This window comes from Amycolatopsis sp. NPDC059027 (genome assembly GCF_042739735.1).
In the GTDB taxonomy this organism is placed as follows: domain Bacteria; phylum Actinomycetota; class Actinomycetes; order Mycobacteriales; family Pseudonocardiaceae; genus Amycolatopsis.
In genome coordinates this window covers 1-14,811 of sequence record NZ_JBHYIK010000058.1, presented here as the reverse complement: position 1 = coordinate 14,811, position 14,811 = coordinate 1, and the positions used below count along the sequence as shown (strand labels likewise).

The window sequence follows — 14,811 nt, the reverse complement described above, 5'->3', positions numbered from 1 at the left end:
GCTCCTTCGTCGTGGTGTAAGCCTGCGCTCCGGAGTCTCCTTCGCGCGCGGCACACCGGGCCATCGGCAACATGTACGGACTCGGCCGCGCGGCCGTACAGTCTGTTCCCACTCCGGAGACTGCTTCACCTCAGAGAATGTGAGCCGATGTACCCGACCGTCGCCGAGGTCCTGGCCCTTCCCGTGCTGCGCCAGGGTCGTCCGCACGTGGTGGCCGGGGCGGCCGGGCTCGACGCGGCCGTGCGGTGGGCGCACGTCGCCGAGGTCGCCGACATCGCGCATCTGCTCCGCGGCGGCGAGCTGGTGCTCACCACCGGCGTCGCGCTGCCGGACGACGGCACCGCGCTCGCCCGCTACATCGGCGATCTCGCCGGAGTCGGCGCCGCGGGCCTGGTGATCGAGCTGGTCCGGCACTGGCACGAGAAGCTGCCGCCCGCACTGGTCGAGGCTGCCGACCGGCACGGCCTGCCGCTGGTCACGCTCTCCCGCGAGACGCGGTACGTCACGGTCACCGAGGCGGTCAACGGGATGATCGTGGACGCCCAGGTGGCCGAGCTGCGCGCGGCCGAACGCGTGCACGAGACGTTCACCGCGCTGACCGTCGCGGGCGCCGAACCGCGGGTGGTGCTCGGCGAGGTCGCGCGGATCACCGAGCAGCCGGTGGTGCTGGAGACCCTGGACCACGAGGTGCTCGCCTACGACGCGGCGGGCACCGACCCCGGCGAGCTGCTGACCGGCTGGCCCGCGCGCTCGCGGGCGATCCAGGTCGGCGAGCGGACCGGGTACCACGCCGGCGCGGGCTGGCTGGTGACCGTGGTCGGCGCGCGCGGGCACGACTGGGCGCGGCTGGTCGTCGTGTGCGCCGAGCCGCCGCCGCACCGGCACCGCGTCGTCGCCGAGCGGGCCGCGTCGGCGCTCGCGGTGCACCGTTTGGTCGCGAAGGATTCCGACGGGCTGGAACGGCAGGCCCACCGCGCGGTACTCACCGAACTGCTGTGCTCGCCGACGCCGTCCGCGGAACTCCTGGCCCGTGCCTCGGCGCTGGCCGTCCCGCTGACCGGACGCCGCCTGATCGGGCTGGCGATCCGCCCGCGGATCACCGTGACCGGGCGGCCCGCGCTCTCCACGCCGCCGGTGCTGCGGGAACTCGCCGAGGCGGCCGCGCTCTCGGCCCGGCGGGCGAAGGTGTCGGTACTGGTCGGGCCGGACGACGTCGCGGTGCGCGCGCTGCTCGCGCTGTCGCCGGAGGCGAACGCCGACGCGGTGTTGCAGCGCCTGGCCTCCGACGTCCACGAGGCCAGGAGCAGCGCACCCGCGGTGATCGCGGTCGGCACGACCGTGTCGAGCCCGGCCGAGGCCCGCCGGACCCTCGTCGAGGCCGCGCACGTCGCCGCCGCGGCGCTGCGGGAAGGCACCGATCGGCCGGTCCATCGGCTGGCCGACGTCCGGCTGCGCGGGCTGCTGCATCTGCTGGCCGACGACGAGCGCGTGACCGCGTTCGCCGCGCGGGAGCTGGGTCCGCTGCTGCAACGCGACGCCGCCGCGGGCAGCAGGCTCGTGCAGGCGCTGCGGCACTACTGCGCCCAGGGCGGCAACAAATCCGCGGCAGCGGCGGCCGCCCACACCTCGCGTACCGCGTACTACCAGCAGCTCGCCCGGATCGAGCAGGTGCTCGGCGTCCGGCTCGAAGATCCCGAGTCGATGCTCTCGCTGTACGTCGCCCTGCTGGCCCACGACATCGCGGCCGATGTCACCCAGCAGAGCGACGAAGACTCACCCGGACGAGGAACACAGTGACCGGTATGGCGGTGCCGATACACCCGATATGGCTTTCTTCCCTCTCGCGCCGCTCGCCGCCTGCCTGATCGGCCTGTGCCCGGCGCCGCACGAACTCCCCTCCTCGCTCGAGCTGAGCACCCACGAAGTCACCGGGCGGCTCGCGGCCGTGACGCTGACCTGCGATCCGGCGGGCGGCACCCACCCCGCGCACGACAGCGCCTGCGCGGTGCTCGGCCGCGCTAAGGGCGATTTCGACAAGATCACCCCGCGCCACCAGGCCTGCACCCTCAACTACTCGCCGGTCGACGTCTCGGCCACCGGCGAGTGGCGTGGCAAACCGGTCGCCTTCCGCGCGACCTACGGCAACGCCTGCGCCGCCGACGCCGAAACCGACGGCGTCTTCAAGTTCTGACGCCCGCAGGTGACCGGGCTGCCCCCTCGGCAGTCCGGCCACCCACGTCCACAGGTACTACTACGGGCCGCGGACCCCTCCGGTTCAGCGGCAGTCCTCGATCCAGTGGCCCGCCACAGGGACAGGCCGGGCTGCCGAGCGGCTGGCGTTCCACTCCGTCCAGCCGTCCTTGCCGAGCCGGTCCAGCACGGGCCGCAGCACACACGACCGCCGCGGTTCGGGCAGCAGTTCGGCGGCCGGGACGACGTCGGCGGAGAACCGGCTCAGATAGGCCGCGTCGAGCGGCTTCCCCTGGGCGAACCGGTCGATGTTGGCCCCCGCGATGACGCGCTCCGGGTCGAGCACCGCCAGCGCGAGCAGGGCCAGCGCCGCCGCGCCGACAGCGGCCCTCGGCAGCCAGGCCGTCCGCAGCCGCACCAGCGACGCGAGCACGAGCAGGAACACCACGCCGAGCCAGAGTTCGCAGACCTCGACCAGCACCCGCAGCACGGTGAAGCCGTACGCCTCCTGGTATGTCCACATGCGACTCAACGCGGACACCACCAGAACCAGGCTCAACACGCTGAGCGCGCCGAGCATCGTCCGTTGCCACACGCGGTCCTTCGCCGTCGCGTTCGGCGCCCAGCGCAGCGCGGCGGCGACCAGCGCCAGGGTGAGCACGGTGACGGCGCACAGCTGCCAGAAGCCGCCGCGGGCGTACTCGGCCGAGGTCAGCCCGTCGGTGCGCAGCACGTAACCGGTCCCGCCGAACAACACGACGAGCCGCACCGCGACGAACACCGCGAACAGCAGCACCAGCACGCCCAGCGGCAGCGCCCACTCCAGCCGGTGACCCGCGCGGACGGGCCGCGTGTCCACGGCCGGATGCGGTGGCGAGGCGAGGAGATAGCACGCCCCGGCCAGGCCGAGACCTGCCGCGACGAAGACGAAGCCCCAGCGCAGCGCCGCGGGCGGGTCGATGTCCGGCACGAGCGACGACACCAGCTGCGCGAAGGTCTCGTCGGCGCTGCTCAGCAACGGCACGAAGACGGCGAGCAGGCCCGCGGTCGCCAGTACCGCGAATACCACCCGCTGCCCGGTCCCGGCCCGGCGGAGCGCGAGCGCGCCCAGCCCCTTGCCGACCCATGGCAGGCCCCGCAGCGCCTCGACCGGCACCGCGAGCACGTCGTAGACCAGCGTGTTGACCGTCCGCCCGCCGACCACCGCGAGCGAACCGCAAAGACAAGCCGCGAGCACACACAACACGAACAACCAGCCCGAATCGCGGTACGCGCCAACGGCGAGCAACGCCAGCGCCAGCAGCCCCCACCCCGCACTCGCCTTCGTGAAGTGCTGAGGTGTCCCCGCCTCGCGGGAACGGCGGTCCACGACCACCACCCCTGCCGCCAGCACGAGCCCGGTCAGCACCCAGCCGATGCCCGGCTTTCCCAGTGGCAGCAGGATCGCGGCGGCCAGCCCGGCCACGGCGGCGGCGGGCAGCACGGCGGGCGGCAACGGGACAACTGTCCACTTCGGAGGGACGGTCACCTGGTGCAGCACCGGTACCTGCGGCGCCTTCGGCAAGTCCACTGTGGACGTCGCGGCCGCCGATGGCTTGGCCGCGCCGGGCGGCGTGGCGTGGGCCGGCTCTGGCTTGGTCGGCTCGGACATGGGATTTCTCCTCGGTTTCTGGGCAGCGCGAAGCAGACCTCGGCCGTGAAGGCCGGGCCGTGATGTGCTTTCCGGTTCAGGAAGCGGGCAGGGTGACGCGGATGCGGCCGCCCTCGGGCTCACCGGGCGGGGTGTCGACGACGCCGATGGTGCCGCCGTGCAGATCGACCACCCAGCGGGCGATCGCGAGGCCGAGGCCGGTCCCGCCGCCCCCGGCGCGCTCGCCGCGGGTGAACCGCTCGAACACGCGATCCCGTTCCGCGGCGGGGATTCCCGGGCCCTGGTCGCGCACCTCGATGATCACCTCGTCGCCGCGTTTTTCGGCGTACGCCCGGACTTCTCCCCCGGCGGGCCCGTGCCGGGCGGCGTTCTCCAGGAGGTTGACCACGACCTGGTAGAGCCGCTCGCGGTCGGCGCACCGGGGGGGGCGGGGGGGTGGAGCGTGGAAGGGGCAACCCCCACCACGGCCCGGGGGCGGGCCGCCCCGGGTGGCGCGGGGCGGTGAGCCCGCCCCGGCCACCCGCACGCCGCGGCCGGTGGCCGTCGCCATCACCTCGGCCTCGGCGGCGACGTCGGCCAGCAGCTCGGCGAGGTCGAACTCCTCGATGTCGAGCTTGAACGTCCCGGCGTCGATCTTCGACAGGTCGAGCAGCTCGGTGACCAGCTTGCTGAGCCGTTCGGTCTGCTGCAGCGCCGTCTTCAACGTCGCCGGGTCCGGTTCGGCGACGCCGTCGACGAGGTTTTCGAGGACGCCGTTGAGCGCGGTGATCGGCGTGCGCAGCTCGTGGGAGACGTTCGCGATCAGCTCGCGGCGCTGCTGGTCGGCGGCGTCGAGGTCGGCGGCCATCTGGTTGAACGCGTGGGCCAGCTCGCCGACCTCGTCGCGCGCGGTCGCCCGGATCCGGCGGGTGTAGTCGCCCTTGGCCATCGCGCGGGCGGCGGCCGTCATCTCGCGCAGCGGCCGGGTCATGCCGTGCGCGAGGATCTGCGAGGTGAGCAGCGCGAGCACGACGGCGGCGATCGTGGTGCGCGGCGGGATCCAGCCGATCTGGTAGGTGAAGAACGTCAGCGCGATCCCGCCCGAGACGACGAGCAGGATGGCCAGCTTGAGCTTGATCGACCGGATCGGGTCGAGCGGCCGCGGCAGCAGATCGACGAGTTTCACCAAACGGGCCTTCACGAACCGACCTCCAACGCGTAGCCGACGCCGTGCACGGTGCGGATCAGGTCCGCGCCGAGCTTGCGCCGCAACGCCTTGATGTGACTGTCCACCGCGCGGGTGCCCGAGGCGGTGCCGTGCACGTCCCAGTCCCACACCTCCGCCAGCAGCCGCTCCCTCGGCTGCACCGCCCTCGGCCGCTTGGCGAAGTGCACGAGCAGGTCGAACTCGATCGGCGTCAGCTGCGCGGCCACCCCGGCACGGGACACCCGCCGCTCGTCGACGTCGATCTCCAGATCGCCCAGCACGATCCGGGTGCCGGGGTTCCGCGCGGCGCGCTCGACCCGGCGCAGCAGCGCGTGGACCCGCGCCGTGAGCACCCGCATCGAGAACGGCTTCGTGAGGTAGTCGTCCGCGCCGACGCCCAGGCCGACCAGCAGATCGGTCTCGTCGGCACGGGCGGTGAGCATCAGGACCGGCACCGGGCGCCGCGCCTGGATCCGGCGGCACACCTCGAGCCCGTCGAACCCGGGCAGCATGACGTCGAGCACCACCAGCTCGGGTTCGTGCTCGACGTCCGCGGCGACCCCGGCGGGCCCGTCGTGGGCCACTTCGACGGTGAATCCTTCGGCCCGCAGCCGGGCGGCGATCGCGTCGGCGATGGTGCGGTCGTCCTCGACCACCAGCACCCGCCGTCCTCCCCTGTCCATGCCGCCGACTCTAAGCAATGACCGTGGAGGCGTTCGGAGTGAGCTGTGGAGATCCTGTGAAGACCCGGCCCGGGTTTCGGCTTCGTTGCGAAGGCGCTACCGCGAGGTATGTGACGTACGTCATGCACCCGAGGCGTCCGTGCGCAATCGACAGACTGCGTTCCGACCTGTCGAAGAATGAACAGACTGACAGTCCCACCCGGACTCGGGCGGCGCGCAGGATTCGGCGATGGAGCCGACGAGCCGCCAAGACCAGCCCGAGGTACGCCCTCCCGCCGAGGGCGCGTCAGCGCAGCTCGTGCACGGGGACGGCCGGGTCGAACTCGGTGACGTCCGGTCGTTGGAGAACAGCCGCTTCTTCAACGAGGAACTGGCGCCGGTCCCGGTCGGCAAGCGGACCTGGACCACCTACAACTATTTCGCGCTGTGGATGGGCATGGCGCACAACATCCCGTCGTACGCGCTGGCGGCGTCGCTCATCGCGCTCGGCATGAACTGGCTGCAGGCACTGATCACGATCACCCTCGGCAACCTGATCGTGCTCGCGCCGATGCTGCTCAACAGCCACGCCGGTACCAAGTACGGCATCCCGTTCCCGGTGTTCGCGCGGGCGTTCTACGGGCTGCGCGGCGCGAACCTCGCCGCGCTGCTGCGCGCGTTCATCGCGTGCGGCTGGTTCGGCATCCAGACCTGGGTGGGCGGCGAGGCGATCTACGTCATCGTCGGGCGGCTCGCCGGATCCGGCTGGCGCGATTCGGCGATCGTGGCGGGCCAGCACTGGACGCTGTGGCTGTCGTTCGCGGTGTTCTGGGTGATCCAGATGCTCATCATCTGGCGCGGTATGGAGGCGGTGCGCCGCTTCGAGAACTGGACGGCGCCGCTGGTGTCGGTCGGCTTCCTGGTGATGCTCGGCTACGTGCTGATCAACGCGGGCGGGTTCGGGCCGATCCTGGCCGATCCCGGGAAACTCGGCTGGGGCACGGGCTTCTGGAAGGTGTTCGCGCCGTCGCTGATGGCGATGATCGCGTTCTGGTCGACGCTTTCGCTGAACATGCCGGACTTCACCCGCTTCGGCGGCAGCCAGCGCAAGCAGGTCCGCGGCCAGATCCTCGGCCTGCCCACCACGATGACGTTCATCGCGGTGGTGGCGATCCTGACCACGTCCGGCGGCAAGGTGCTCTACGGCGCCGAGCTGTGGGATCCGGCGAAGCTCGCCGACAAGTTCTCGAGCCCGGTCGTGGTCGTCGTCGCGCTCGTCGCGCTGGTGCTCGCGACGATCTCGGCGAACCTCGCGGCCAACGTCGTCAGCCCGTCCTACGACTTCTCGAACGCCTTCCCGAAGCGGATCACGTTCGCCGTCGGCGGGCTGATCACCGGGATCGTCGGCATCCTGATCCAGCCGTGGCGGCTCTACTCCGACCCGAGCATCTACATCTTCGCGTGGCTCGGGTTCTACGGCGGGCTCCTCGGCGCGGTCGCCGGGGTCCTGGCCGCCGGGTACTGGATCGTGTACCGGACGCGGCTGAAACTGCGGGATCTCTACACACCCGATGGGGTGTACTGGTTCACCGGTGGCTGGAACTGGCGGGCGCTGGTGGCCACTCTGGTGGGTGCGGTGCTCGCCGTCGGCGGCGCGTACAGCGCCGAAGGGAGCGGTCCGTTCCCCGCGGACGGGCTGATCCCGTTCCTCAAGCCTCTCTACGACTACAACTGGGTGGCCGGTCTGGTCGGCGCGTCCGTCGTCTACCTGGCACTGGCCCGTCCCGTAACGAAGAAGGAGGAGATCAGTGAGCGAAGTGGTCAGGGCCGGGTTGATCCAGCAGCGGTGGACGGGTGACAAGGAGTCCATGATCGCGAACGCGGTCGACGCCATCGGCAAGGCCGCGTCGCAGGGGGCTCAGGTCGTCTGCCTTCAGGAACTGTTCTACGGCCCGTATTTCTGCCAGGTACAGGACACCGACTACTACTCCTACACCGAGGGCATCCCCGACGGCCCCACCACGAAGCTCATGCAGGAGGTCGCCGAACGCCACGGCGTCGTGCTGGTCGTCCCGATGTACGAGGTCGAGCAGCCCGGCGTGTACTACAACACCGCCGCGGTGATCGACGCCGACGGGACCTACCTCGGCAAGCACCGCAAGAACCACATCCCGCAGGTCAAGGGCTTCTGGGAGAAGTTCTACTTCCGGCCAGGCAACATGGGTTACCCGGTGTTCGACACCGCCGTCGGCCGCATCGGCGTCTACATCTGTTACGAGCGGCATTTCCCCGAGGGCTGGCGGGCGCTCGGCCTGGCCGGGGCGAAGATCGTGTTCAACCCGTCGGCGACCAGCCGGGGCCTGTCGGAGTACCTGTGGCGCCTCGAACAGCCCGCGGCCGCGGTGGCGAACGAGTACTACGTCGGCACGATCAACCGCGTCGGCGTGGAACCCTTGGGCGACAACGACTTCTACGGGCAATCGTACTTCGCGGACCCACGCGGACAGCTCGTCGGCGAGGCGGCGTCCGACACAGAGGAAGAGATCGTCGTCCGCGATCTCGACATGGGCAGGCTCGCCGAAGTCCGTGATCTGTGGGCGTTCTATCGCGACCGGCGCCCGGACAGCTACGGCCCGCTCGCGGAGGCGTGATGACGACGCTCATCAAGGGCGGCCAGGTCCTCTCCCCGGCGGGCGCGACGACAGCGGACGTCCTCGTGGACGGCGAACGCATCGCCGCCGTCGCCGCGCCCGGTGTGCTGATCGAGGCCGAGGAAATCATCGACGCCACCGGGAAGTACGTCATGCCCGGCGGGATCGACGCGCACACGCATATGGAAATGCCCTTCGGCGGCACGCATTCGGTCGACACGTTCGGCACCGGGACCACGGCCGCCGCGTGGGGCGGCACCACCACGATCATCGACTTCGCGGTACAGGCCAAGGGCACCTCGCTACTGTCCACCTTGGACAAATGGCACGAGAAGGCCGACGGGAACTGCGCGATCGACTACGGCTTCCACATGATCGTCTCCGACGTCAACGACACGACGTTGAAGGAGATGTCCGCCTGTGTCGACGGCGGGGTCGGCAGCTTCAAGATGTTCATGGCCTACCCCGGCGTGTTCTACTCGACCGACGGCGAAATCCTGCTGGCCATGCAGCGGGCGCGCGAGATCGGCGCCACGATCATGATGCACGCGGAGAACGGCATCGCGATCGACCAGTTGGCCGCGCAGGCCGTGGCGGCGGGCAAGGTCGATCCTGTCCAACATGGACTGACGCGCCCGCCCGAACTGGAAGGCGAGGCGACGTCACGGGCTATCCAGCTCGCGAACGTCACCGGGGCACCGCTGTACATCGTGCACCTCTCGGCGTCGCAGGCGCTCGCGGCGGTGGCGGAGGCTCGCGAGGGTGGCCAGAACGTCTTCGCCGAGACGTGCCCGCAGTACCTCTATCTGTCCATTGAGGACTTGGCGAAGCCGGGCTTCGAGGGCGCGAAGTACGTGGCCTCGCCGCCGCTGCGGGACAAGTCGCATCAGCCCGACCTCTGGCGCGGCCTGCGCACGAACGACCTTTCGGTGGTCTCGACCGACCACTGCCCGTTCTGCTTCAAGGACCAGAAAGAGCTGGGGCGCGGCGACTTCCGGGCCATCCCGAACGGGATCCCCAGCGTCGAGCACCGGATGGACCTGCTGCACCAGGGCGTCGTGGCGGGTGAGCTGTCGCTGGGCCGCTGGGTCGAAACGTGCTCGGCCACCCCGGCGCGGATGTTCGGACTCTACCCGCGCAAGGGCGTGATCGCGGCGGGCTCGGACGCGGACATCGTGATCTACGACCCGGCGGCGAAGCAGACCCTGTCCGCCGAGACCCACCACATGAACGTGGACTATTCGGCGTACGAGGGGTTCGAGATCACCGGCAAGGTGGACACGGTGCTTTCCCGGGGCCGCGTCGTGGTGTCGCCGTCCGGCTTCACCGGCAGCACCTCGCACGGCAAGTTCCTTTCCCGGCAGCTCAACCAGTATCTGAACTGAGGGGGCGTCAATGGATTTCGGGATTGTTCTGCAGGCCGATCCGCCCGCGAGCGAGGTCGTGCGGCTGATGGCCGACGCCGAGAACGCGGGATTCCGCTACGGCTGGACGTTCGACTCGTGCGTGCTGTGGCAGGAACCGTTCGTCATCTACTCGGCGATCCTCGCGGCGACGTCCTCGCTGATCGTCGGGCCGATGGTGACCAGCCCCGGCACGCGGGACTGGTCGGTGATGGCCTCGACCTTCGCCACGCTCAACGACATGTACGGCAACCGGACGGTGTGCGGGATCGGCCGCGGCGACTCCGCGCATCGCGTCGTCGGGAACCCACCGTCCACTTTGGCCACTGTCCGCGAGTGCATGCGCCAGGTCAAGGACCTCGCAGAGGGCCGTGAGGTGACGATGAACGACACGGCCGTGCGCATCCCGTGGATCCGGGGCGGGCGGCTGGAGATGTGGATGGCAGGCTACGGGCCGAAGGCGCTGAAACTGGCCGGTGAGCACGCCGACGGGTTCATCCTGCAGTGCGCCGACCCCGCGATCGCGCGCTGGACCATCGGTTCGGTGCGGGAGGCGGCCCGCGCGGCCGGGCGGGATCCCAGCGGCATCACCATCTGCGTGGCCGCTCCCGGCTACGTCGGCGACGACGTCGCCCACCAGCGCGAGCAGCTGCGCTGGTTCGGCGGGATGGTCGGCAACCACGTGGCGGACCTGGTCGCGCGCTACGGCGATTCCGGTCCGGTGCCGCACGAGCTGACCGACTACATCCGTGAACGCGAAGGGTACGACTACGCCCATCACGGCCGCGCGGGCAATCCGTCGACCGACTTCGTCCCGGACGAGATCGTCGACCGGTTCTGCCTGCTGGGCCCGGCCTCGGCCCACATCGCGCGGCTGGAAGAGCTGGTGGAACTCGGCGTCGACCAGTTCGCGCTGTACCTGATGCACGACCGGCGCGAAGAAACCCTCGCGCACTACGGAACCCAGATCATCCCGAAGCTCACCGCCTGACGCGCGCCGGAACTTCCCGATCGGGCAACCCGGCCGACGCGAAAGGACGTACGGACAACGGGTTCACCGCCGTCGATCAGTCCTAAGGTGACAGTCCCGACGACGGCGGAGGAACGCAATGGGACTGGCGACAGCGGTGGTGGCGGTCGAGGTCCAGGCAGGGGACGTACTGTGCCCCGCACTGGACCCGGCCGCGCCGGCGAAGCTCACGAAGGCGACACCGGCCGCACTCACCGCGGGCACGATGGTCGCCGGGGTCGCGGCGGCACCCGCGACGGCGGGCGGGACCGTGAGCTACTACCCGCCCGCACAGGCGGCGCCGACGTCGGTGACCGGGCTCGGCGCCGGGATCGCGGCCGCGGTGGTGGCCGACGAGAAAGGCCGGTGCGCGCGGCAGAATCCGGTGGCACAGGGCGCGTTCGTCGTCGGTTCCTGTGACACGCAAGGCGTTCTGGCCGTCGCACCGAAACACGACTTCGCCAACGTCCTCGATTTCGGCGCGCGGGGCGACGACCAGAACGACGACTGGGCCGCGATCACCCGGGCCATGGGCTCGCTCGACCCGATCCGGCCCGGGGTGCTGTACTTCCCCGCCGGGAACTACCGGATCAGCCGTCCGCTGCACGTCGACCGCGAGCAGGGCCGGATCGAGCTGCTGGGCGAGAGCGAGCACACCACCACCATCCGGTTCTTCGGCCCGCACGGCCCCGCGCTGTGCGTCTCGCCGAAGACCGTGGGACACCTGCCCACCGCGGACGCGCTGCTCACCGGCAACGGCAAGGCCGGGGTGCTGCGCACGGGCAGCCGCAACACGATCAACCTGCGGGACAGCCCGGCGCTGGACCTCAATGGTGCCAAGGCTTTCAGCGTCGCCTGCACCGTGCGTCCCGACGAACTCCCCGGCGGCGGTGGCGCGGCCGTCCTCAGCAGTTCGGGCAAGCGGCTCACCAGTGAGAAGGCGACCAGCGCGTTCGGCGTCTTCCTCGGCGGTACGACCGGCAAGATCACGGTCACCGCCACCGCTTGCCTCGGCGGCAAGGACTACACGATCATCCATCCCGGCGGCTTTCCCGTGGGGCAGACGCTCCATCTCGCCCTCGTCTGGGACGGCACGCAGTTGTGCCTGTACGCCGGTCCGCCGGGGACGAGCCTGGCGCCCGCGCAACCGCCGGAGGGACAACGCCCGGCGAGCGGTGCGACGCTGACCCAGCCGGTGGAGGAAGGCGTCTACGTCGGCGTACAGAGCACCGGCGGCTGGCCGGAGTACCGCACCCCGACCTACCCGTTCACCGGCCGGATCGACTCCATCCGCATCACCGAGTTCGCGATCGACCGGGACGCCGAACGCAAGTTCACCGCGCCCACGGCGAAATTCCCCGAGGACTTCGCGAGCAACGTGAAGACCGATCCCGCCGCCCCGGCGAAGCGGCTGGTCACCCGGATGCTGATCAACTTCGACCGTGACGCCGGCGTGTTCACCGTCGGCTCCACCTGGCTCGGGCAGCCCCAGTTCCCGATCCCGGTCTATCTGATGCACCAGTGGAGCGACGGGATTCCCGCCAACGCGATCACCACCGTCCGCCGCCTGGAGTTCCAGTCGCCGTCCGGCGCGGGCGTCCACGCGCAGCTTTCGGTCAACTCGCGGTTCAGCCACCTCCGCGTCACCGCTTCACGCGACGGCGTCCGGCTGCGCAACAACAGCTACCTCGTCGACATCGACCACCTTTACGTCGCGGCCACCCGGCTCGGCCTGACGCTGGGCAGCACCACCACCCTGGCGAACGTCACCCGGTTCCAGACGGCGGGCACGCAGTACGACTTCGTGGCGACCGACGTCGTCAGCGTGCACGCCCAGGACTGGTACATCGGCGGTTCCCGCTCCATCGTGCCGCTCCTGCTGACTTCGGCGGCCTACTCCGGCCACTTCCACGGAGTCGGCGTGGTGATCAGCTCGGAGGACGTCCAGCGGACCACCGAACAGACCTGGCTGGCCGCGGTGGCGACGTCCGGACTGCCGCATTTCACGCTGGAGAATTCGACGCTGGAGACGGTTTTCCTGAACCAGCTCGACTGTCCGCCGGTGCTCATCGACGAATCGCTGGTCCCGGTCGACGCGAACCGTGACTTCCCCGGTTCGTCGGTGTTCCTCAACTGCTACTTCGAGCCCAGCCCGAAGGCGCGGGCGAACATCGAGTTCTCGGGCCGGAAAGGACCGGGCCCGGTCCGGCTCGCCGGGAACATCAGCAGCGACCCCGCCAAGCCGTGGGTACCACCGGAGAACGCGAACCTGGTGTCCCACCTCGGCGGTTGTGTGTCCACAACGGACAGTGGGCAGACGCAGTGGCGGGGCGGCCGGGACTGGGTGTTCGCCCACGACACCACGACCGGCCGGATCGGCGCCCGCGAACGCGAGACCCAGGGCAGCGGCATCGCGGGCACAAGCCCGGCGTTGCTGGCCGCCGTCCCGCTGGCCCCGGGCGCGAGCCGGTACCGGGCCGAGGTCATGGCGACCGACGCGGCGGGGCACGCGGCGACCTGGGTGATCGAGCAGGGCCTCAGTACCGTCGGTACCACGGTCACCCCGTGGTCGCCGCAGCCACGCGTGCTCGATTCCTTCGGCTCCGCAGGAGGTTCGGTGCCCACGGGCTGGGTGCCACCCGAGATCGTCGCGTCCGGCGGGAACGCCGTGGTGCGGTGCTCGGCGCCTTCGGGACTCACCCTGGCTTTCACGGTCAAACTCCAGACCTTCGAAGGACTGGCCGTCACCTGAGTCACCCCGGCGTAGGCGCTGGCGAGTGTTCCGGCCGCTTGTCACCGGTCGGAGCACTCGCCGCGGGTATCCCTACGACCGTCCCAGAACTCGCAGGAAGGCCGCGAACGCGGGGGCCGACATCTCCAGTGTGCCGCCCTCGCGGTCCTTCGTGTCGCGCATCCGTGCCCCGGCTTGGCTTATCGCCAGCTCCACGCACGCGTTCTGCGGCCCACTGTAGCTACTCTTACGCCATACCGTGTTCTCGATCATCGTTCCTCAGTCCGTCCAGTGCTGCCCGGATCAGCTCCGCGGACTCCTTCGGCGACAGTGCCACCTTTCGGCGGACCTCCTCGAAGGTCTCCACGAATGCCTGTACGTCCTTTGCATTCTCCACTGTCTCACCCCCGGCGGCGTACTCCAGGTAGGCGAGGTCCGGATCGTCCTCGAAGCTGAGGACGATCATCGGACCGGACATGGTTCCATACGCTCCAACACCGAACGGCACCACTTGGACAGTCACGTTCCGGCGGGCACCGGCCGTGAGCAGGTATTCGAGCTGTTCAGCCATGATCTCGGGACTGCCGATCACCCGTCGGATCACCGCTTCGTCCATGATCGCGTACAGGCGCAGCGGGTTGGTGCCCTCCAGCAGCCGCTGCCTGGTCTGCCGCTCGGCGGCGGCCCGCAGGTCCCATCCCTCCGGCCGATGATGTCGCCGAGTCGCTTCGCCGATCGTCTCCGCGTACCGCGCCGTTTGCAACAAACCCGGCACCGCCACAACATCCAAGGCCCGCTCCAGTACGGCGTCGGATTCGTCGTGGCGGAAGGCGCGGTACTTGGTGGGCAGGTCGGTGACGTTCTCCACGCTGGTACTGCCCTGTTTGGCGTGTTCCCAGAGCCGGGTCGCCTCGGCCCGCTGCTTGTCGGTGACCCCGTAGAGACCGAGCAGTGCTTGCAGCAGCGTGAAGCCGGGCAGGGTGAGCCCGCCTTCCATCCGCGTGATCGTGGTCGCGGCGATCCGGAACTGCGGGGCGATGTCCTCGGGCCGCAGCACCGGCACGGTGTCCTTCCGCAGCGCCTGCATGTACCGGCCGAGCTTGACCTTGCGGCGTGTCTTCTCCAGTGCCATGCCGCGACCCTAGCCGACACCTGCAGCTAATGCTTTCACCCGATCAGTCAATCCCCAATGCAGAATGCATCCGATACCGTCAACACGGTCTGCGGGCCGCGGGGGGGCCCCGAAGCCCCCCCGGCCCCCCGGCCCCACAATCACGCGGACAACGAGGCAGACCCGGTTGACTCACCGGGGCATAGCCCTGGGTCTG

General features: G+C 70.2%; 12 protein-coding genes. 7 read left to right on the top strand and 5 right to left on the bottom strand.

Features of this window, described 5'->3' with window-relative positions; all coding sequences use genetic code 11:
* Window positions 1-147: 147 nt before the first annotated feature.
* Together ACFWY9_RS32625 and ACFWY9_RS32620 are read left to right on the top strand one after the other, a co-directional pair.
* On the top strand, window positions 148-1,797 hold the full coding sequence (locus ACFWY9_RS32625; RefSeq protein WP_378340664.1) for a PucR family transcriptional regulator: 1,650 nt from the start codon (window positions 148-150) through the stop codon (window positions 1,795-1,797).
* A gap of 28 nt (window positions 1,798-1,825) precedes the next feature.
* Window positions 1,826-2,191: an SSI family serine proteinase inhibitor gene (locus tag ACFWY9_RS32620; RefSeq protein WP_378326723.1), complete on the top strand. Its 366-nt coding sequence runs from the start codon at window positions 1,826-1,828 to the stop codon at window positions 2,189-2,191.
* Window positions 2,192-2,275: 84 nt separating this feature from the next.
* Here ACFWY9_RS32620 and ACFWY9_RS32615 read toward each other — a convergent pair whose 3' ends face one another.
* The 3 genes from ACFWY9_RS32615 to ACFWY9_RS32605 all read right to left on the bottom strand — a co-directional run bounded on the left by ACFWY9_RS32615 (window position 2,276) and on the right by ACFWY9_RS32605 (window position 5,689).
* Window positions 2,276-3,841, bottom strand: coding sequence for a DUF4153 domain-containing protein (locus ACFWY9_RS32615; RefSeq protein ID WP_378340663.1), 1,566 nt, complete (start codon window positions 3,839-3,841; stop codon window positions 2,276-2,278).
* A 76-nt stretch (window positions 3,842-3,917) separates the two neighbouring features.
* Window positions 3,918-5,021 carry an ATP-binding protein gene (locus ACFWY9_RS32610; protein ID WP_378340662.1) on the bottom strand — a complete coding sequence of 368 codons (1,104 nt, stop codon included), beginning with the start codon at window positions 5,019-5,021 and terminating at the stop codon, window positions 3,918-3,920.
* Window positions 5,018-5,689, bottom strand: a complete 672-nt coding sequence (locus ACFWY9_RS32605; protein ID WP_378340688.1) for a response regulator transcription factor — start codon at window positions 5,687-5,689, stop codon at window positions 5,018-5,020. The genes ACFWY9_RS32610 and ACFWY9_RS32605 overlap by 4 nt, the downstream gene beginning before the upstream one ends.
* Before the next feature lie 250 nt (window positions 5,690-5,939).
* On the opposite strand from ACFWY9_RS32605, the gene ACFWY9_RS32600 reads away from it, so the two are divergent.
* From ACFWY9_RS32600 to ACFWY9_RS32580, 5 genes are all read left to right on the top strand, one after another.
* Window positions 5,940-7,547, top strand: coding sequence for an NCS1 family nucleobase:cation symporter-1 (locus tag ACFWY9_RS32600; RefSeq protein ID WP_378340661.1), 1,608 nt, complete (start codon window positions 5,940-5,942; stop codon window positions 7,545-7,547).
* Window positions 7,498-8,340, top strand: a complete 843-nt coding sequence (locus ACFWY9_RS32595) for a nitrilase-related carbon-nitrogen hydrolase (RefSeq protein WP_378326719.1) — start codon at window positions 7,498-7,500, stop codon at window positions 8,338-8,340. The genes ACFWY9_RS32600 and ACFWY9_RS32595 overlap by 50 nt, the downstream gene beginning before the upstream one ends.
* Window positions 8,340-9,725, top strand: a complete 1,386-nt coding sequence (hydA, locus tag ACFWY9_RS32590; protein WP_378340660.1) for a dihydropyrimidinase — start codon at window positions 8,340-8,342, stop codon at window positions 9,723-9,725. Before ACFWY9_RS32595 ends, hydA begins: the two co-directional genes overlap by 1 nt.
* Before the next feature lie 10 nt (window positions 9,726-9,735).
* On the top strand, window positions 9,736-10,734 hold the full coding sequence (locus ACFWY9_RS32585) for a TIGR03842 family LLM class F420-dependent oxidoreductase (RefSeq protein ID WP_378340659.1): 999 nt from the start codon (window positions 9,736-9,738) through the stop codon (window positions 10,732-10,734).
* A 118-nt stretch (window positions 10,735-10,852) separates the two neighbouring features.
* Window positions 10,853-13,504, top strand: a complete 2,652-nt coding sequence (locus ACFWY9_RS32580) for a glycosyl hydrolase family 28-related protein (protein WP_378340658.1) — start codon at window positions 10,853-10,855, stop codon at window positions 13,502-13,504.
* 72 nt (window positions 13,505-13,576) lie between these two features.
* Here ACFWY9_RS32580 and ACFWY9_RS32575 read toward each other — a convergent pair whose 3' ends face one another.
* Window positions 13,577-13,756: a DUF397 domain-containing protein gene (locus ACFWY9_RS32575; protein WP_378326715.1), complete on the bottom strand. Its 180-nt coding sequence runs from the start codon at window positions 13,754-13,756 to the stop codon at window positions 13,577-13,579.
* Window positions 13,731-14,615, bottom strand: coding sequence for a DUF5753 domain-containing protein (locus ACFWY9_RS32570; RefSeq protein ID WP_378340657.1), 885 nt, complete (start codon window positions 14,613-14,615; stop codon window positions 13,731-13,733). Before ACFWY9_RS32570 ends, ACFWY9_RS32575 begins: the two co-directional genes overlap by 26 nt.
* Window positions 14,616-14,811 lie beyond the last annotated feature (196 nt).